The sequence below is a fragment of the Aeromicrobium sp. SORGH_AS_0981 genome (assembly GCF_031453195.1).
Classification (GTDB): Bacteria; Actinomycetota; Actinomycetes; order Propionibacteriales; family Nocardioidaceae; genus Aeromicrobium.
Window position 1 is genome coordinate 1,952,992 of the sequence record NZ_JAVIZD010000001.1, and the last position, 18,723, is coordinate 1,971,714.

Sequence of the window (18,723 nt, forward strand, 5' to 3'; positions counted from 1 at the left end):
CAACGGGTGTCGCGCCGGCCGTCGTGAAGACGAAGTTCGCGAAGGCGCTGTACGAGGGCCGCGAGGACGAGGTGTCGGCGCCGTACCCGCTCAAGCGGCTCGGCCTGCCCGAGGACATCGCCGGCGTCGTCGGCTTCCTGCTGTCCGACGACGCGGCCTGGCTCACCGGTCAGACGATCACCGCCGACGGCGGCCTGCTGCTGACCGGCGGCGTCTGACGACGCTGGAGTCCTGGACGACCCCGCGGCCACCTGGTGGCTGCGGGGTCGTCCTGCGTCGTCCTGCGTCGTCCTGCGGCTGCGCTGCTGCGGCTGGGTCCCGGGTCGGTCTCCGAGAGGCCTCGACCGAACGGTGCGTGGGGCCTGGCCGGGTCTGCGGGGCTCCCCGGGTCGTGGGTGGCTGAGCAACCACAGCGGGCGTCCTGTCGTTGCTCACCCACCGATGGGGGCGCCGGGCCGGGCCGTCGGTGGCTCAGCAACCGCAGGGACGCTGCTGATGTTGCCGATCCACCGATGGCGCGCCCGCAGGCTCGGCCGACCGGCGCGCACCGGCGGGTCGAAGCCCTTTCGGAGGGCAGGTCGACGCCGAGCCGAGGCAGCGCAGCCGCAGGTCACGAGCAGCCCGGGCGCGCGCACCCTGATGTGACACGAAGAACATGAGGAAACCCTCGGAATAAACTTGAGGTTCTTCTCACGTTTTGCGACGATGGCATCTCCGCCCATCTGTCGCAGCGAGGTATCACGACGTGACCACCACCCCCACGAGCCCGACGAGCACCACCACCGCCACGGGAGGCCGCCGCGAGGCGCTGGTCGACCGGCTCCGAGGGGGCCAGCGGTACGCCGTGGTCGCCGGCGGGCAGGGGGAGCCGTGGCTCGAGCCGCTCGCCGCGCTCGTGCGCGACTTCGCCCTCGAGTCCGACGTCGCCGGTCTCGTCGCGCGCGCCGAGCAGCGTCTCGCGCCGGTCGCCACCGAGCTGCTGCGCACGGGCGTCGACGTCGCGCCGCTCGCCTGGCTCGACGCGCTCGCCGTCGGCGAGTCGGCCGAGGACGACGACGCGCCGGAGGTCCCCGACGCGGCGGCGCTGCAGGCGCCCGCCGTGTCCGTGCCCGGCATCCTGCTGACCCAGCTGGCCGGCCTCGCCGCGCTCGAGCGCCAGGGCCTCGACGTCGTCGCGACGCCGCCGGTCGCCTCCGCGGGGCACTCCCAGGGCGCCTACGTGGTGGAGGCCCTGGCGGGGGCCGACCCGGCCGACCTCTACGCCCACGCCCGGCTGGCGGGCGCCGCCGCGCAGGTCGTCGGTCGTCGCCGTGACCTGCTCGGCGCGACCATGCTCAGCGTGTCGGGGGAGAGCCCCGAGCGGGTCGCCGCAGCCCTGGCGTCGCTGCCCGCCTCGGCTGGTGTCGTCACCCGCCTGCGCAACGGTCGCCGTGCCGTCGTGCTGTCCGGGCCGCAGGAGGGTCTGCGGCGCGCCGTGGCGCTGCTCGACGAGCTCGCGGCGGCGGAGAAGGACGAGCGGGCCCGCAAGGTGACCGGCGGCGCCCCGTTCGCGCCCGTCGTGGAGCCGGTCGCCGCGCAGCTCGCCTTCCACCACCCCGACCTCGACGCCGCCGCCGACCTCGCCGCGACGTGGGCCGACGCCTGCGGTCTCGACGCCGAGCAGGCCCGCCGGCTCACGCGTCGGGCGATCGTCGACCCGGTCGACTGGGTCGCGGAGGTCGAGCGCGTCCTCGACGCCGGCGCCGAGTGGCTGCTCGACGTCGGTCCCGGCGACCTCGCGGCGCGCCTCAGCGCCGGCGAGGCCAAGGTCCGGGGAGTGGGCGTCGTTTCCGTGGCGACCCGACGCGGGCACCGTGAGCTCACCGTCCCTGGCGCCGCGCCGCGCCGCAGCCGCCCCTGGAGCTCCTACGCCCCCACGGCCGCCACGCTGCCCGACGGCTCGCTGCGCGTCGAGACCGCCTTCACGCGCCTCACCGGCCTCTCACCCGTCCTCCTCGCAGGCATGACGCCCACGACGGTCGACGCGAAGATCGTCGCCGCTGCCGCCAACGCCGGGTTCTGGGCCGAGCTGGCCGGCGGCGGGCAGGTGAGCGAGCCGATCTTCGCCGACCGCATGGTCGAGCTGCGCGAGCTGCTCGACGAGGGCCGCACGTTCCAGTTCAACTCGCTCTTCCTCGACCCGTACCTCTGGAAGCTGCAGCTCGGTGGCCAGCGCCTGGTGCAGAAGGCGCGCGCGGCCGGTGCCCCGGTCGACGGCGTCGTCGTCACCGCGGGCGTCCCCGAGCTCGACGAGGCCGTCGCGCTCGTCGAGGAGCTCTCGGAGGCGGGCGTCCAGCACGTCGCGTTCAAGCCGGGCACCGTCGCGCAGATCCGTCAGGTGCTCGCCATCGCGGAGCAGGTCGCACCGCGTCCGGTGATGATCCAGATCGAGGGCGGGAAGGCCGGCGGTCACCACTCCTGGGAGGACCTCGACGACCTGCTCGTCGCCACCTACGCCCAGCTGCGCGCGCACGACAACGTCGTGGTGTGCGTCGGCGGCGGCATCGGCACGCCCGAGGTCGCCGCGGCCTACCTGACCGGCGAGTGGGCGCGCGCCCACGGCCACCCGGTCATGCCGCTCGACGGCGTGCTCGTCGGCACGGCCGCCATGGCGACGCTCGAGGCCACGACCGCGCCCGACGTCAAGCAGCTGCTCGTCGACACCCCCGGCACCACCGGCTGGGTGGGTGCGGGCCACGCGTCGGGCGGCATGGCGTCGGGTCGCAGCCAGCTCGGCGCCGACATCCACGAGATCGACAACACCGCCTCGCGCACCGGCCGCCTGCTCGACGAGGTGGCCGGCGACGCCGACGCCGTCGCGGCCCGACGCGACGAGATCGTCGAGGCGCTCGACCGCACCGCCAAGCCGTACTTCGGCGACGTCGCGGCCATGACCTACGGCGCCTGGCTCGAGCGTTTCGCCGGGCTGACGACCGACCGTGTCGCGCCGACCGGCGCCGATGCGGGTGGGCGGCTCGACCTGGCTGGACGTGACCCTGCGCGACCGCTTCCACGCGATGCTCCAGCGCGCCGAGGCGCGTCTGGCGCCCGAGGACCACGGCGACGTCGCCACGCTCTTCGCGGCGCCGGCCGACGTCGAGGACGCGGCGGCGGCCCTTGCGGCCCTGCGGGAGACCTACCCGGCCGCCGACGACGTCGTGCTGCACCCGGCCGACGTGCCGTTCTTCGTGCAGGTGTGCCGTCGTCCGGGCAAGCCCGTGCCGTTCGTGCCCGTGGTCGATGCCGACGTGCGCCGCTGGTGGCGCTCGGACTCGCTGTGGCAGGCGCACGACCCGCGCTTCGGCGCCGACCAGGTCTGCGTCATCCCCGGCACCGTCTCGGTCGCCGGCATCACGCGTGTCGACGAGCCGGTGGGCGACCTGCTGCGCCGCTTCGAGGACGCGACGGTCGACGCGGTGCTCGCCGCAGGTGCTGCGCCGCGCGAGGTCGTCGGCCTGCGGCGCGCGGAGGGTGCCGACGGCGCCGTCTCGCTCGTGCTGGCGGCGCCGGACGCCGTCTGGGCCGGCCGCATGGTCCGCAACCCCGTCCACCGACTCGGGTCCCCGTCCTCGACGTCGAGCGGGTGGGTCATCGTGGCGCCCGAGCGCGCGGAGCACCCCGAGACCGGTGCGGTGCTGACCGGCGCGGGCAGCGCGGCCGAGCTGACGGTCCCGCTCGACCGTGCCGGTCGGGTCCTGACCCTGACCTTCGACGTGACCGACGCCGTCGCCACCGGCGCTGCGCCCGTCGTGCCGACCGCGACCGCCGCGTCGGCCATGCTCGACCTCCTGACTGCTGCAGCGGGCGGCTCCCTGCCGACCGTGACGGACGGCGCCGCCGAGCTCGTCGCCCCCTGGAGCGACGAGGTCGTGGCCGACCACGCGGGCGTCACGTCCGGCACCACCACCGACGTCGTCCCCGACGCTCTCGTCGGGCTGGCCTGGCCCGCGGTCTTCGCCGTCATCGGCGCGGCCCGCGCGGCGTCGGGCGAGCCGGTCGTGGAGGGCATGCTCGACCTCGTCCACCTCGACCACGCCGTCGCCCTCGCGACGACGCCTCTCGACGGTGCCGACCTCGTCGTCCGCGCCTCGCTGCGCTCGGTGGAGGCCACCGACCTCGGACGCGTCGTCACGGTCGACGTCGAGGTCCGCCAGGACGACGCCACGGTCGCGACGCTCGTCGAGCGCTTCTGCGTCCGCGGCCGCCCGGGCGACGCCGACGCCGGGGAGCCCGTGCGCGCCGGCGGACGGCTCGAGGACGTCGAGGTGCACCCGACCCCGCGTCGTACGCGCGCCGAGGGCACGGTCACCGCTCCCGCCGACCTGCGGGCGTTCGCCGCGGTCTCGGGCGACCACAACCCCATCCACACCAGCACGGCCGCCGCACGCCTCGCGGGTCTCGGCGAGCCGATCGCCCACGGCATGTGGCTCTCGGCCGCGGCGCAGCGCGTCGTCGTCGAGCAGACCGGGCGCACCCTGCTCGGCTGGACCACCCGCTGGCTCAGCCCACTGGCTCCGGGGGCCGAGGTGTCGGTCAAGGCCGAGCGCACCGCCCTCGTCGAGGGCGACGAGGTCGTCGAGGTCACCTGCCGGGCGGGCGGTGAGCTCGTCATGGCCGCCACCGCGCGGCTGCGTGCACCGCGCACCGCGTACGCGTTCCCGGGCCAGGGCATCCAGCACGCGGGCATGGGCATGGCGGGCTACCAGCGGTCGAAGGCGGCTCGGGCCGTGTGGGACCGCGCCGACGCGCACACCCGCAGCGCCCTCGGGTTCTCGATCCTCACCGTCGTGCGCGACAACCCGACGGTCCTCGTCGCCCACGGCACCACCCACAAGCACCCCGACGGCGTGCTGTTCCTGACCCAGTTCACGCAGGTGGCCATGGCGGTGCTCGGCGCCGCGCAGATGGCCGAGCTGCGCGAGTCGGGCGCGTTCGTCGAGGGCTCCGTGCTGGCGGGCCACTCCGTCGGCGAGTACAACGCGCTCGCCGCGGTCTCCGGCGTGATCCCGCTCGAGGCGGTCGTCGAGGTCGTGTTCCAGCGCGGCTCCGTCATGCACACGCTCGTCCCGCGCGACGAGCAGGGCCGCAGCGACTACCGCCTGGCGGCGATCCGTCCCTCGCAGATCGGGCTCGAGGACGACACGGCGGGGGCGTCGGGCCGTGGGCGACAGATGGAGACGGTGACGGACTACGTCGACGGCGTGGCCGAGCGCAGCGGCGAGTTCCTGCAGATCGTCAACTACAACCTGCGCGGGTCGCAGTACGCGATCGCCGGCACGGTGCGGGGCCTGGAGGTCCTGGAGGCCGACGTCGCGGAGCGTCGCGCGCGGTTCGGCGGCAAGGCCGCGTTCATCCTGGTGCCCGGCATCGACGTGCCCTTCCACTCGCGCGTGCTGCACGGCGGCGTACCGGACTTCCGCGCCCGGCTGGAGGAGCTGCTGCCGGCCGAGATCGATCCGTCGATCCTCGAGGGCCGTTACGTGCCGAACCTCGTGCCGCGGCCGTTCTCCCTCGCGCAGGACTTCATCCAGGAGATCGCCGACCTGGTCGGCCCCTCGCCGCTCGACGCCGTCCTGGCCGACGTCGACGCCTGGAGCGCGCGTCCGCAGGCGCTGTGCCGCACGCTGCTCGTCGAGCTGCTCGCGTGGCAGTTCGCCAGCCCGGTGCGCTGGATCGAGACGCAGGACCTGATGTTCGCGAGCGTCGAGAACGGCGGCCTCGGCGTCGAGCGCTTCGTGGAGATCGGGGTGGGCCAGTCACCGACGGTCGCGAACCTGGCGTCGTCGACGCTCAAGCTCCCGACGGTGCAGGCGACGACCGGTGCCCGTGGCGTCGACGTCGCGAACATCGAGCGCGACGCGGCCGCCGTCTTCGCGACCGACGAGGACCCGGCACCGGTCGAGGACGAGGTGGCCGAGGAGACCGCCGCGTCCGACACGGCAGCCGCTCCCGTGGCCGCGGCGCCCGCCGCGGCTCCCACCTCGTCGGGACCCCGACCCGCCGACCTCACCTTCGACGCCGCCGACGGCACCCGCACGCTCATCGCGTGGTGGACCAAGCTGCGCCCGGAGCAGATCGGCGCCGCCGACTCCATCGAGTCGCTGTGCGACGGTGCGTCGTCGCGCCGCAACCAGCTGCTGGTCGACCTCGGCGGCGAGCTGTCGCTGGGCGCCATCGACGGCGCGGCCGACGCCGACGTGCCCACGCTGTCGGCGCAGGTGAAGGGCCTGGCCCGCGGCTACAAGCCGTTCGGTCCGGTGCTCTCGGCGACGTTCGCCGACCACCTCAAGAAGGTGCTCGGCCCGACGGGTCGCAAGCAGTCGTCCGTCGTCGACCGGGTCACCGACGTCTGGCAGCTCGGCGCCGGGTGGGCCAGCCACGTGCTGGCCGAGCTGGCGCTCTCCACCCGTGACGGTGCGAGCGTGCGCGGGGGCGACCTCGCCACCGTCGCCACGCCGACGAACGGCGCCGAGGTCGACGCGGCCGTCGACGCGGCTGTCCAGTCCGTGGCAGCACGCCACGGCGTGACCGTCGCGCTGCCCGCGGCCGGGGGGTCCGACGCCACCGTCGACGCCGCCGCCCTGGCCGAGATCACCGGGGAGATCACCGGCCCCGACGGCGTGCTCGCCAGCACGGCCCGTCACCTGCTCGCGAGGTTGGACGACCTCGGCGGGGGTGCCGGGCCCTGGGCGGCAGATGGTGCCGAGCCCGACGAGGACGCCCAGCGCGTGCTCGCGCGGGTGGAGGCCGAGCTCGGCTCCGACTGGGTCGAGGCCGTCGCGCCCGCCTTCGACGAGCGGCGCGCCGTGCTGCTCGACGACCGGTGGGCGAGTGCCCGTGAGGACCTGGCGCGGCTCGCGCTGGGCCAGGTCGACGTCGAGCCCAGCCGGTTCAGGGGTGCGGGCGAGGTCGTCGCGGCCCAGGCCCGCTGGTGGGCCGGACGCACCGACGACGCAGGGCTCGTGGGGCGTCTGGAGCAGGTGGCCGACGTCGCGCTCGACACGACCCCCGGGGCCTGGGCCGACGACGTCGCCCTCGTCACCGGTGCCAGCCGCGGCTCCATCGCCGCGTCGGTGGTGGGCGAGCTGCTCGCCGGTGGCGCGACGGTGGTCGCCACCACGTCGGGCCTCGACAGCCGCAAGGTCGGCTTCTTCCGCGAGCTCTACCGCTCGCACGCCCGCGCCGGTGCCCGCCTCTGGGTGGTCCCCGCCAACATGGCCTCGTTCGCCGACGTCGACGCGCTCGCGTCGTGGGTGGTCGCCGAGCAGTCGCGCACGGTCGGCAGCACCAAGCACGTGACCAAGCCGGCCCTCGTGCCGACGATGCTCGTGCCGTTCGCCGCCGGCCGCGTCGTGGGCGACCTGTCGGACGCGGGCAGCCGCACCGAGGTCGAGGCCCGCATCCTGCTGTGGTCGGTGGAGCGCCTCGTCGGCGCCCTCGCCACGACCAGCCGCGACCACGACCTCGCCTCGCGCCTGCACGTGCTGCTCCCGGGCTCGCCCAACCGCGGCATGTTCGGCGGCGACGGCGCGTACGGCGAGGCCAAGGCCGCGCTCGACGCCGTCGTCACGAAGTGGGGTGCGGAGAAGGCGTGGTCGTCGCGCGTCACCCTGACCCACGCCATCATCGGCTGGGTCCGCGGCACAGGCCTGATGGGCGGCAACGACCCGCTCGTGCAGGCCGTCGAGGCTGCGGGCGTCCGCACCTGGAGCCCCGAGGAGATGGCGTCCGCGCTGCTCGAGCAGGGCTGCACCGCGCTCGTGCGCGAGCAGGCCGCCGTCGCCCCGGTCGAGCTCGACCTGACGGGTGGCCTCGGCGAGGCCGACCTCGACCTGCGCGCCCTCGCCGAGGGCGTGGAGCGACCCAGCACCGACGTCGCCGACGAGGTCGCGACGGTCGCGGCCCTCGCACCGTCGCCCGCGCAGCTGCCCGACCCCACCGCCCCCGCGTGGGGCGAGGTGTCGGCGCGTCCCGAGGACCTCGTGGTCGTCGTCGGCACGGGCGAGCTCGGCCCCTACGGCTCGGCGCGCACGCGCTTCGAGATGGAGGTGCACGACGAGCTCTCCGCCGCTGGCGTGCTGGAGCTGGCGTGGAGCACCGGGCTGCTGGCCTGGGACGACGCAAACCAGGGCTGGTACGACGTCGAGACGAACGAGGCGGTCGACGAGGCCGACGTGCACGAGCGCTACCACGACGCCGTCGTCGAGCGCTGCGGCATCCGCACGTACGGCGACGACGGCTCGATGGTCGACAACACCGCGCCGCTGCTGACGTCGGTGTTCCTCGAGCAGGACCTGACGTTCGCCGTCGGCAGCGAGGCCGAGGCGCGCGCCATGCACGCCGCCGACCCCGAGCGCACGACGATCACCGCGTCGCAGGACGGCGAGTGGACCGTGACCCGCAAGGCCGGCACCGAGATCCGCGTGCCGCGTCGGATGGAGCTCACCCGCACCATCGGCGGGCAGGTCCCGACCGGGTTCGACCCGGCCGTCTGGGGCGTGCCGGCCGAGATGCTCGAGAGCATCGACCGTGTGGCGATCTGGAACCTCGTGTGCACCGTCGACGCGTTCCTGTCGAGCGGGTTCACGCCCGCCGAGCTGATGCGCTGGGTGCACCCGGCGTTCGTCGCCAACACGCAGGGCACCGGCATGGGCGGCATGGCCTCCATGCACGCGCTGTACATCAACACGCTGCTCGGGGAGAGCAACCCGAACGACATCCTGCAGGAGGCGCTGCCGAACGTCATCGCCGCGCACGTCGTGCAGTCGTACGTGGGCAGCTACGGCGCGATGATCCACCCGGTCGCCGCGTGCGCCACCACCGCCGTCTCCGTGGAGGAGGGCGTCGACAAGATCACGGTCGGCAAGGCGGAGTTCGTCGTGGCCGGTGGGTTCGACGACCTCAGCACCGAGGGGATCATCGGCTTCGCCGACATGTCGGCCACGGCCGACTCCGGCGCGATGCTCGCGCAGGGGATCGACCCGCGGCGCGTGAGCCGCGCCAACGACCGGCGGCGCGGCGGGTTCGTGGAGTCGCAGGGCGGTGGCACCCTCCTGCTCGCGCGCGGCGACGTCGCCGCCCGGATGGGCCTGCCGGTGCACGCCGTCGTCGCGTACGCCGGCTCCTTCGCGGACGGCGTGCACACGTCGATCCCGGCACCCGGCATCGGGGCGCTGGCGGCAGGCATCGGCGGCCGCGAGTCGCAGCTGGCTCGGTCGCTGCGCGCGCTCGGCCTCGACGCCGACGACGTCGGCGTCGTGAGCAAGCACGACACGTCGACGGCCGCGAACGACCCGAACGAGTCCGAGCTGCACGAGCGGCTCGCGGCGGCGATCGGGCGCAGCGCGGGCAACCCGCTGTTCGTCGTGTCGCAGAAGACGCTGACCGGGCACGCGAAGGGCGGTGCGGCGGCGTTCCAGCTGATCGGTCTCACCCAGGTGCTCGCGAGCGGCGTCCTGCCGCCGAACCGCAGCCTCGACTGCGTCGACGACGTGCTGGCGGAGCACGAGCACCTGGTGTGGCTGCGCGAGCCGCTCGCCGGTGCGCCGCTGAAGGCGGGCCTGGTGACCAGCCTCGGGTTCGGCCACGTGGCCGGTCTCATCGCGCTGGCCCACCCGGAGGCGTTCGTGCAGGCGCTGCCTGACGGCGAGCGCGCGTCGTACCGGGCGCGGGCACGCGAGCGTGCCGTCGCGGGTCGGATGCGCCTCGCGCGGGTGATGGTCGGTGCGGCGTCGGCGTACGAGCGTCCGTCGGGCCGCCGGCTCGGCACGGACGGCGTCCGCGGTCGCGAGGCGTCGGTGCTGCTCGACCCGCAGGCGCGTCTCGGCGACGACGGCGTCTACGTCGGGCCGTCGTGCTCGTGACGCCGGGTGTGGACCGGGGAGCCGTCGAGGTGGCGGCGGTGGGGGCGGCTGCGCCCGTCCCCGCCGGCGTCGGCGTGCTGGGCGTCGGCGTGGACCTCGTGCACGTGCCGTCGTTCGAGCAGCAGCTGGAGCTGGCGGGGTCGCGGTTCGCGGACGTGTTCACGCCGGGGGAGCGGCGTGACGCCGCCGACCGGGCGGCGGGTCACGGTGGCGGCCCGGGGCGCCACCTGGCCGTGCGCTGGGCGGCGAAGGAGGCGCTGGTGAAGGCGTGGTCGGCCTCGCTCTTCGGCGAACCGCCGGTGATGGGGGACGAGGCGCTGCGCCAGGTCGAGGTCGTGTGCGACGCCTGGGGCCGCCCCCGCCTGCGCCTGCTCGGCGCCGTCGCCACCCACCTCCCCGACGTCGAGGCGCACCTGAGCCTCACCCACGACGCCGACCACGCCCTCGCCTACGTCCTCCTCACCCACTAACCCCTCCCCGCCCACCCTCCCGTCGGGTGCGCGTTTACGTGGGGCCCCACGCAAACGCGCAGATGAGGCGCATGTTCGCGTGGGGCGGAGCTCGTTTGCGTGGGGGAGTCAGGCCACCGGGAGGTAGAGACGGCGAGAGCGAGCCCGCGCGGCCTCGATACGGGCGACAGTGGTTGCCTGGTTCGACCAGTGCAGGTCCACCCAGCCCCACCGGGAGACGCCGCGCCACGTGTCACGGACCTCGTCCTCACGCAGCTTCTCCTCAACGATCCCCATGCCGGGCTCTCGCCGGTGCGGGTTCAGACGCCCGTACTTGACGAGTCCGTCGAACTCGCCGACGTGGCGATCAGCCGTCCACTCGAAGTCGACGCGACCGACCTTTCGGCCGTGTCTATCGACGATGACCACCTGGAGGCCGGGCAGGTCTGTTCCATGGCGCCAGAACATCACGAACGAGCGAGCCTCCCCCGCGCTCTCCAGGCGTCCGTCGGCGAGCTGCACGGTCTGGCGCACCGCCTCTGCCCCTGCCCATGACCGGAAGCGCGCGACCTGCTCGCCGAGCTCCTCGTCGGACGTCCCTCGAGCTCGAAGGACCGAGCTCAAGGCGACGACGCCCTGCTCCACCCCGGTGAACGCGGCGATCTGCAGCGCGGCGATCGAAGGCAGGACGGTGGGTACGCCGGCGGCCATGGTGACGTCGTCCGTGCGGAGGTCTGGTTCGTGCCAGACGACCCCGGCTATGTGGCGCCCCGACCTCTTGTCGGTGCGGGCGAGGTGGATGAGTGAGAGGTCGGTGCCCCAGAGGTCGAGACCCAGCAGCGCCGCTGCGGACTGGTGCGTCGCGACGGCACCGTCGTCAGCGCGCTCGAGCACCGAGCGGGTGAGGATCGCGTGCTTCTGCACGGCGTCGGCATGCTCCCACAGGCCGCGTGGCACGTACGTACCGTGGCGGGGTCGTGCGAGTACACCCTCGCGGGCCAGCGAGCTGATGCGCCGTTGGCTGAGGCCCAGCTCGAGCAGGTGGCGGGTCAGAAGGTAGCCGCCGTGATGGTGAGCGAGTGCGGCGAGCTCGTCGTGAGTCATTCTCCCAAGGAAGACCTTCTCTGGCTGTAGGAGGAGCCCACGCGGGCACCCTGTGGACGAGTCGGCCACCTCCGTCGAACGTTCAGTCCGTCTGTGGACGAACACCCCCACGAGAACCGGCTCCGCCCCACGTGAAGATGCGCCTCATCTGCGCGTTTACGTGGGGCACCACTTAAACGCGCAAGGGCGGACTGGGTGGGGGGAGGGGTCAGCGGGGGTCGGGCTCGGAGGCGAGGAGGTAGGAGGCGAGGAGGCGCTTGAGCTCGATGACGGCCTCGGCGTGGCTCTGGCCGTCGCGGACGGAGAAGTTCAGCATCGAGTAGGTGACGTGCACGAGCACCTCGGCCATGATCTGGCGACGTTCGCGTGGCGTGCCCGGGGTGAGGGGGGCGAGGAAGCGGGCGACGGCGGCGGCCAGCTCGCGCTCGGTCACGGCAGCGGTCGCGCGGGTCGCGGGCGTCGACTGCACGGCCAGCCACACCGCGCGTCGCGACGGGTCGGCGGACCACAGGCTCGCCATGTGGTCGATCATCCGGTCGAGGAAGCGCAACCAGTCGAGCGACGGGATCATCTCCGAGAAGCGGGTGAGCTCCTCGTGCACGGCGACGGCGTCCTGACGATCGAGCTCGCAGACGATCACGTACTTGTTGGCGAAGTACTGGTAGAGCGTGCCCGTCGGCAGCCCCGCGCGCTGCGAGACCTCCTCGCACGTGAACGACTCGAACCCGACGTCGAGCAGCAGCTCGCGCGCGGTGCGCAGCAGCAGCTCGAACTTGGCCCGACTGCGCTCCTGCGTGGGGCGACGTCGGGGCTCGAGGATCTCGGCGGTCACGCGGCCCACCCTAGGGGACGCGCGACGCCGAGGAGAGCGTTCGTGACGTGACCTACTCGCGAGTCACCACGGGCTCCGTCACGCCGACGACGTGGGGGAGCGGGGCCTCAGGCCCGCAGGCCGGCCTGGACGAGCGGCTCGATGAGGTCGCCGATGCCGTCGAAGCCGGCGCCCAGCGTCTGGCCGTGGCTGTGCCGGAAGTGGATGCCCTCGAGGATGACCGCGAGCTTGAAGAAGGCGAGCGCCAGGTGGAAGTCGATGTCGGAGACGTCGCGTCCGGACCGCTGTGCGTAGCGCGCCAGCACCTCCTCGCGCGAGAGGTACCCGGGTGCCTGCGCGGCGTCGGTGACCAGCCCGGCCCCGGCGCCCGCGCCCGCCTCCTCGGCCAGCTGCTGGTAGGCGAGCAGCACGGCGACGTCGGTGAGCGGGTCGCCGAGCGTGCTCATCTCCCAGTCGAGCACCGCGGTCACGCGGTCGCCGCCATCGGGGCTCGCGTCGACGAGGAGGTTGTCGAGGCGGTAGTCGCCGTGCACGATCGTGCCCTCGCCGGCCGTCGGGATCGACGCGTCGAGGCGCGCGATCAGCTCGTCCATGCCCGGCAGCTCACGGCTGCGCGACGCGTCGAGCTGCTTCTTCCAGCGCCGCACCTGACGCTCGAGGTACCCGTCGGGCCGGCCGAAGTCGCCGAGGCCGACGTCGTCGGGGTCGACGGCGTGCAGGTCGGCGAGCACGTCGACCATGCGCTCGGTGATGGTCCGCACCCGCTGCTCGCCGAGCGCGGCGAGGTCCGACGCGCGCGCGAACGGCGTGCCGACGACGCGCTCCATCACGTAGAACGGCGCTCCGATGACGGCGTCGTCCTGGCAGAGGCCGTGGGTGACCGGCACCGGGACCGCGGTGTCGGCGAGCGCGGCGATGACGCGGTGCTCACGGCCCATGTCGTGGGCGGTGGCGAGCACGTGCCCGAGGGGCGGTCGGCGGACGATGACGTCGCGACGTCCGTCGGTGACGGCGTAGGTCAGGTTCGACTTGCCGCCGGTGATGAGCGACGCCTCGAGCGGGCCGACGAGCAGGCCGGGAGCCTGCTCGTCGAGCCAGCGCGCGAAGGCGTCGAGGTCGAGTCCCTCGGGCGTGCTCACGGTCGGGTCAGTCCTTCGGTCCGCCGGCGACGTAGATGACCTGGCCCGACACGAACCCGGCGCCCTCGCTCACGAGGAACGACGCGGTGTGTGCGATGTCCTCGGGCTGGCCGACGCGCTGGACGGGGATCTGCTCGGCGCTGAACTTGATGAAGTCGTCGAAGGGGACGCCGATGCGCTCCGCGGTCGCGGCCGTCATGTGGGTCTGGATGAAGCCCGGGGCGATCGCGTTGGCCGTCACGCCGAACTTGCCGAGCTCGATGGCGAGGGTCTTGGTGTAGCCCTGCAGACCGGCCTTGGCGGCGGAGTAGTTCGCCTGGCCGCGGTTGCCGAGCGCGGAGGTGCTCGAGAGGTTCACGATGCGGCCGAACTTCGCCTCGACCATGTGCTTCTGGGTGGCCTTGACGGTGTTGAAGGAGCCACGCAGGTGGACGGCCATGACGGCGTCCCAGTCCTCGACGGTCATCTTGAAGAGCAGGTTGTCGCGGATGATGCCGGCGTTGTTGACGACGACGGTCGGGCCGCCGAGCTCGGCGGTGATCCGCTCGACGGCGGCGTCGACGGCGGCGGGGTCGGAGACGTCGGCGCCGACCGCGAGGGCCGTGCCGCCGGCCGCGGTGATGGCCTCGACGGTGTCGGAGCAGGCGTTCTCGTCGAGGTCGACGACGGCGACGGCCAGGCCGTCGGCGGCCAGGCGCTGGGCCACGGCGGCACCGATGCCCTGGGCGGCGCCGGTGACGAGGGCGGTGCGGCGGTTCTCGCTCATGCAGTTCTCCTGAGGTAAGCGCTTGCTTAGGTCTGGGCTCACGGTAGCGCACGGCGCTCGCCGCGGCCAGGGCCCGACCCGGCCCTCGGGCGTCGCCGGTCGCAGCGCGGCGGCGACGCGCGAGGTGAGTCACAGAAGATGAGGAATCCCTCGGCTTTGGGGTAAGGTTGAGGAAACCCTCATGTTTCAGGAGATCGCATGACGCAGCTCGACGTGCCCGCCCCCGACGTCGCGGTCGACCCCGCGGCGGGTGCGGCGGCGCAGGCAGCCCGGCCCCACCACCGCGACGTCCTCGCGCAGCGCCGGGCGGACCGCACGGCGCGCGTCGAGCCTCGTGGTCGCCGTCAGCACACCGCCCGTGAGCGCGCGCACCTCCTCGTCGACGAGGGCACGTTCGTCGAGATCTCGCCGTTGCGCACGGCAGGTCCGTCGAGCGGCAGCGGCGTCGTCATCGGCTGGGGTCTCGTCGGCGGACGTCCGGTGGTCGTGGCCAGCCACGACGCCGCCGTCGCCTCGGGCGCGATCGGCGCGGTGTTCGCCGAGACCGTCCAGCGCGCGCAGCGCATCGCCATCGACCGGGGACACCCGATCGTCTACATCAACGACTCGGGGGGAGCGCGGATCCACGACGGCATCCACGCCCTCCACGGCTGCGGCGGCATCTTCGCGAACAACGTGGAGGCCAGCCGGAGGATCCCGCAGATCTCGCTCATCCTCGGCCCCTGCGCGGGTGCCGCCGCGTACTCGCCGGCACTGACGGACTGGACGATCATGGTCAAGGAGCAGGGACAGATGTTCCTCACCGGGCCCGAGATCGTCCGCGCAGCGACCGGTGAGGACGCCACCGCCGACGAGATCGGCGGCTCGGGCATGCACACCCGCACGAGCGGCGTCGCCCACCTCGAGGTCGACGACGAGCAGGCCGCGCTCGACGCCGCCCGCGACATCCTCTCCTTCCTGCCCTCGCACGTCGGCGGTGCGCCGGCGCTCGTCGACCCGGTGCCCGCCCGGGCCGAGGCCGTCGCCCGGCTGCCCCACGTCGTGCCCGACAAGTCGAGCATCGTCTTCGACATGCACGAGGTGCTCGACGGCGTCCTCGACGACCGGCCCCGCCTCGAGCTCAGCCCCGGTCACGCCCCGAGCGTGCTCACCGTGCTCGCCCACCTCGACGGCCGTCCCGTCGGGATCGTCGCCAACCAGCCGAAGGCACGCGGCGGCATCCTCGACGCCAAGGCGTCGGTGAAGGCCTCGCGGTTCGTCGACTTCTGCGCCCGCTACGGCCTGCCCGTGCTGACCTTCGTCGACGTGCCCGGCTTCCTGCCCGGCACGGTCGAGGAGGGGCGCGGTGTCATCACGCAGGGCGCGACCATGCTGCGCGCGTACGTCGAGGCGCAGTCGCCCGTGCTCACCGTCGTGGTCCGCAAGGCGTACGGCGGCGCCTACATCGCGATGGGCTCGCGCTCCCTGGGCGCCGACTTCACCTGGGCGTGGTCGGGCTCGGAGATCGCCGTCATGGGCCCGGGCGGCGCTGTCGCCCTGCTGCACCGCCGCGCGCTCAAGGACGCCGAGGACCCCGACGCCCTGCGCGACGAGCTCGCCGCCGAGTACCGCGAGAACGTCGCACGGCCCTACCTCGCCGCCGAGGCGGGCATCCTCGACGACGTGATCGTCCCGGAGGAGACGCGCGACCGCATGGTGCAGGCGCTCGGCGTCCTCGCCCCGCGCGCCGAGGGGAGCCGCGCATGAGCGCCACGACCACCGCGACGGCGAGCGCCGACATCGTCTCGAACGTCTGGAAGCTCGTCACCGAGGTCGGCGCGCAGGTGCGCCAGGGTGACGTCCTCGCCGTGCTCGAGTCGATGAAGATGGAGCTCCCCGTGCACGCGCCGGCCACCGGCACCGTGGCGGAGGTGCTCGTCGCCGAGGGGCAGATCGTCCAGGAGGGCGACCCGCTCGTCGTCATCGCCACCGCGCACGAGGGTCCGGCCCCGGTCTGAGAGCATGCTCGGGTGACCGAGCCGACCACGCCCCTCGTCCACGACCTGCCGATGCGCTGGGCCGACCTCGACCAGCTGGGCCACGTCAACAACGTCACCTACGTCGACTACGCCGCCGAGGCGCGGGCGGTGCACGTGGCCGACGGCGACCTGCAGGACCGGCCGGCGCGGACCGTGTCGGTGGAGTACCTGCGGCCGCTGCTGCTGAGCAGCACCCCCGTGCGCGTGACGTCGGCCGACGACGGTGATCGCCTGGTGCAGGAGATCGCGCCGGCCACGGCGACGACGCCGTTCGCCCGCGCGACGTGGCACGACGAGCCGCTGCCCGACCTCGACCTCGACCTCGCTGCCGCGGGGGAGTTCTACGACCTGCGCGTGCGGCGCAGCGACCTGGGCCCCGACGGCGACGTGACGGTCGAGGCGCTCTTCGAGTTCGCCCAGGAGGCGCGCATCGTCTCCGTCGTCCGCGTGGCCGGCACCGCGGGGAGCGGTCGCTACGTGGTGGCGAGGGTCGACGTCCGGCGCGGCGACCCGTTCACGTGGGGTGCCGCCACCACGCGGGCGCGCAGCGTGGTCACGCGCGTCGGACGCTCGTCGTTCACCGTCACCACGCTCTTCGACGACGGACGCCAGGGTCGCGCCGACGCCGTGCTCGTCGGCTTCGACCTCGAGACCCAGACGTCGCGCGTGCTCGGTCCGGAGGAGCGGGCGGTGCTGGAGGCGCAGCTCAGCTGACGGGCGCGTCGTCGGCGGTGTTCACCATGAACGTGGCGGCGTGCTGCACGTAGGCCCAGAACTGCGCGTCCTGCTCGGGCGTGAGGTCGACGGCGTCGAGACCGGCGCGGAAGTGGTGCAGCCACCGGTCGCGGGCGGCCATCGTGACCGCGAACGGCGCATGGCGCATGCGCAGCCGGGGGTGGCCGCGCGTCTCGCTGTACGTCGTCGGGCCGCCCCAGTACTGCTCGAGGAACAGGGTGAACCGCTCGGCAGCCGGGGCGAGATCCTCCTCCGGGTACATGGGACGCAGCAGGGCGTCGGTCGCCACCCCGGCGTAGAAGACGTCGACGATCCGCTCGATGGTCGCGCGGCCGCCGATCTCCGCGTAGAACGTGGCGCTCACGGTGCGGGCCTCTCGGCGGGGATCGCGCTGGACGGGATGCGGATGCCGGCCTTGTCGAAGCGACGCTTGACGCGCTGGCGCAGCGTGCGTGCCACGAGCCACTGCTGCAGCGGTGCGGTCTTCAGCACCACGCGGACGACCACGCCGTCCTTGTCGAAGCGCTCGACGCCCCACACCTCGGGCTCCTCGATGATGACGCCGGTGAAGCGCTCCTCGCGGTACATCGACTCGGCCTCCTCGGCGAGGATCGACTGCACCTCGTCGAGGTCGGAGTCGTAGTCGACGGTGACGTCGAGGACGGTGCGCGCCCAGTTCTGGCTCTGGTTGCCGACCCGGAGGATCTCGCCGTTGCGGACGTACCAGACGGTGCCGTTGACGTCGCGCAGGCGGGTGACGCGCAGGCCGACGGCCTCGACCGTGCCGCTGGCCTCGCCGAGGTCGACGGAGTCGCCGACGCCGTACTGGTCCTCGAGGATCATCGAGACGCCGGCGAGGTAGTCCTTGACGAGCGTCTGCGCGCCGAAGCCGAGCGCGACGCCGAGGATGCCGGCGCTGGTGAGCAGCGGTGCGATCGGCACGCCGACCACGCCGAGCACCATGACGAACGCGACACCGGCGATGACGAGGCCGACGATCGAGCTCAGCAGGTCGCCCATGGCCTGGGCGCGCTGCTTGCGCCGCTCCCCGGAGCCGGGGCGCAGGTCCGACAGGAGGGCCCCGGCGCGGCTGTTGGCGAGCGCGTCGGGCACCTGCCCCTCGCCGGCTCGTTTGACGACGCGGCGGATCGCGCGGCGGGTGACCCAGCGGACCACCATCGCCACGAGGAGGATCACGAGGATCTGCGTCCCGCTCTCCATCAGCCGGTCGCCGGTCCAGGCCGACGGCAGGTTCACGTCGAGGCTCAGCATGGTCACCAGCCTACGGGCGGGGCCAGGGACGATACGATGGCCCCATGAAGGCTCCCGCGCGCATCCTCGCCGTCGTCGTCTCCACGCTCGTGGTGCTCGGCACGACCTCTGCCACGGCCTGGGCCGACTCGCCGGCCTCCGAGGCCTGGCCCGCCCCGCCGCAGCGCTCCACCCTCGAGTGGATCCTGCTCGTCGGCGGCGGCACGGTGGGTCTCTTCGTCGTCGTCGCCCTCTTCGGCCTGCTCACGGCGCGCAACAACTACGTGCCCCCGCCGCCGTCCACCGACCTCGAGGTCGCGCCCGGCAACGAGGCTGCGCACCACCACTGACCGACCCCCACCTCGGCCGGCCCGTCCAAGACGGGCCGGCCGAGGTGCGTCGAGGGGCGGCAGATTCCCAGGTGGACCTGGGAATCTTCGCTAGGCACGGAAATCTCTGGCCAGGCACGGAAATCTCAGCCGGGCACGGAAAGGTCTCCGTGCTTCCCTGAGATTTCCGTGCTCGGT

The 18,723-nt window shown here is 73.6% G+C and carries 13 protein-coding genes and 1 pseudogene; 8 read left to right on the forward strand and 6 right to left on the reverse strand.

Annotation, left to right across the window (positions count from 1 at the left end; all coding sequences use genetic code 11):
- The first annotated feature begins 23 nt into the window (after nt 1-23).
- The 4 genes and pseudogenes from QE370_RS09940 (at nt 24) to QE370_RS09960 (ending at nt 10,372) form a co-directional block, all read left to right on the forward strand.
- Nucleotides 24-218, forward strand: a complete 195-nt coding sequence (locus tag QE370_RS09940; RefSeq protein WP_309634255.1) for an SDR family oxidoreductase — start codon at nt 24-26, stop codon at nt 216-218.
- A 1,112-nt stretch (nt 219-1,330) separates the two neighbouring features.
- A pseudogene (locus tag QE370_RS18200) lies at nt 1,331-2,911 on the forward strand (fatty acid synthase subunit beta domain-containing protein); the annotation flags it as partial.
- 118 nt (nt 2,912-3,029) lie between these two features.
- A complete protein-coding gene (locus tag QE370_RS09955; RefSeq protein WP_309634257.1) occupies nt 3,030-9,902 on the forward strand; it encodes a polyketide synthase in 6,873 nt (2,290 codons plus the stop codon).
- Nucleotides 9,899-10,372 (forward strand): holo-ACP synthase, encoded by a 474-nt coding sequence (locus QE370_RS09960; protein WP_309634258.1) that lies wholly within the window; start codon nt 9,899-9,901, stop codon nt 10,370-10,372. Before QE370_RS09955 ends, QE370_RS09960 begins: the two co-directional genes overlap by 4 nt.
- Before the next feature lie 108 nt (nt 10,373-10,480).
- Here QE370_RS09960 and QE370_RS09965 read toward each other — a convergent pair whose 3' ends face one another.
- From QE370_RS09965 to fabG, 4 genes are all read right to left on the reverse strand, one after another.
- Entirely contained in the window at nt 10,481-11,524 is a 1,044-nt protein-coding gene (locus QE370_RS09965; protein ID WP_309634259.1) for a type IV toxin-antitoxin system AbiEi family antitoxin domain-containing protein, read from the reverse strand.
- Between the two features lie 139 nt (nt 11,525-11,663).
- Nucleotides 11,664-12,287 (reverse strand): TetR/AcrR family transcriptional regulator, encoded by a 624-nt coding sequence (locus tag QE370_RS09970; RefSeq protein ID WP_253026874.1) that lies wholly within the window; start codon nt 12,285-12,287, stop codon nt 11,664-11,666.
- A 107-nt stretch (nt 12,288-12,394) separates the two neighbouring features.
- Nucleotides 12,395-13,426, reverse strand: coding sequence for a phosphotransferase family protein (locus tag QE370_RS09975; protein WP_309634260.1), 1,032 nt, complete (start codon nt 13,424-13,426; stop codon nt 12,395-12,397).
- Nucleotides 13,427-13,433: 7 nt separating this feature from the next.
- Nucleotides 13,434-14,192: a 3-oxoacyl-ACP reductase FabG gene (gene fabG / locus QE370_RS09980; protein WP_253026878.1), complete on the reverse strand. Its 759-nt coding sequence runs from the start codon at nt 14,190-14,192 to the stop codon at nt 13,434-13,436.
- A 198-nt stretch (nt 14,193-14,390) separates the two neighbouring features.
- Between fabG and QE370_RS09985 the strand changes: the two genes are divergently transcribed.
- Genes QE370_RS09985 through QE370_RS09995 form a run of 3 tightly spaced genes read left to right on the forward strand, consistent with a single transcriptional unit; the run spans nt 14,391 to nt 16,924 of the window.
- Nucleotides 14,391-15,938 (forward strand): acyl-CoA carboxylase subunit beta, encoded by a 1,548-nt coding sequence (locus QE370_RS09985; protein ID WP_309634261.1) that lies wholly within the window; start codon nt 14,391-14,393, stop codon nt 15,936-15,938.
- Entirely contained in the window at nt 15,935-16,189 is a 255-nt protein-coding gene (locus tag QE370_RS09990) for a biotin/lipoyl-binding carrier protein (protein ID WP_309634262.1), read from the forward strand. Before QE370_RS09985 ends, QE370_RS09990 begins: the two co-directional genes overlap by 4 nt.
- Nucleotides 16,190-16,201: 12 nt before the next feature.
- A complete protein-coding gene (locus QE370_RS09995; protein WP_253026380.1) occupies nt 16,202-16,924 on the forward strand; it encodes an acyl-ACP thioesterase domain-containing protein in 723 nt (240 codons plus the stop codon).
- Here QE370_RS09995 and QE370_RS10000 read toward each other — a convergent pair.
- Together QE370_RS10000 and QE370_RS10005 are read right to left on the reverse strand one after the other, a co-directional pair.
- Complete coding sequence (locus QE370_RS10000; RefSeq protein ID WP_309634263.1) at nt 16,917-17,309, reverse strand: globin; 393 nt, start codon at nt 17,307-17,309, stop codon at nt 16,917-16,919. The two genes, QE370_RS09995 and QE370_RS10000, sit on opposite strands and share 8 nt — an antisense overlap.
- The gene (locus QE370_RS10005) at nt 17,306-18,217 is read right to left on the reverse strand and encodes a mechanosensitive ion channel family protein (RefSeq protein ID WP_253026384.1); all 912 of its coding nucleotides are present in this window, start codon (nt 18,215-18,217) and stop codon (nt 17,306-17,308) included. The genes QE370_RS10000 and QE370_RS10005 overlap by 4 nt, the downstream gene beginning before the upstream one ends.
- 44 nt (nt 18,218-18,261) lie before the next feature.
- Here QE370_RS10005 and QE370_RS10010 point away from each other — a divergent pair, with 44 nt between their 5' ends.
- Nucleotides 18,262-18,546, forward strand: a complete 285-nt coding sequence (locus QE370_RS10010; RefSeq protein WP_253026386.1) for a hypothetical protein — start codon at nt 18,262-18,264, stop codon at nt 18,544-18,546.
- Nucleotides 18,547-18,723: the final 177 nt, after the last annotated feature.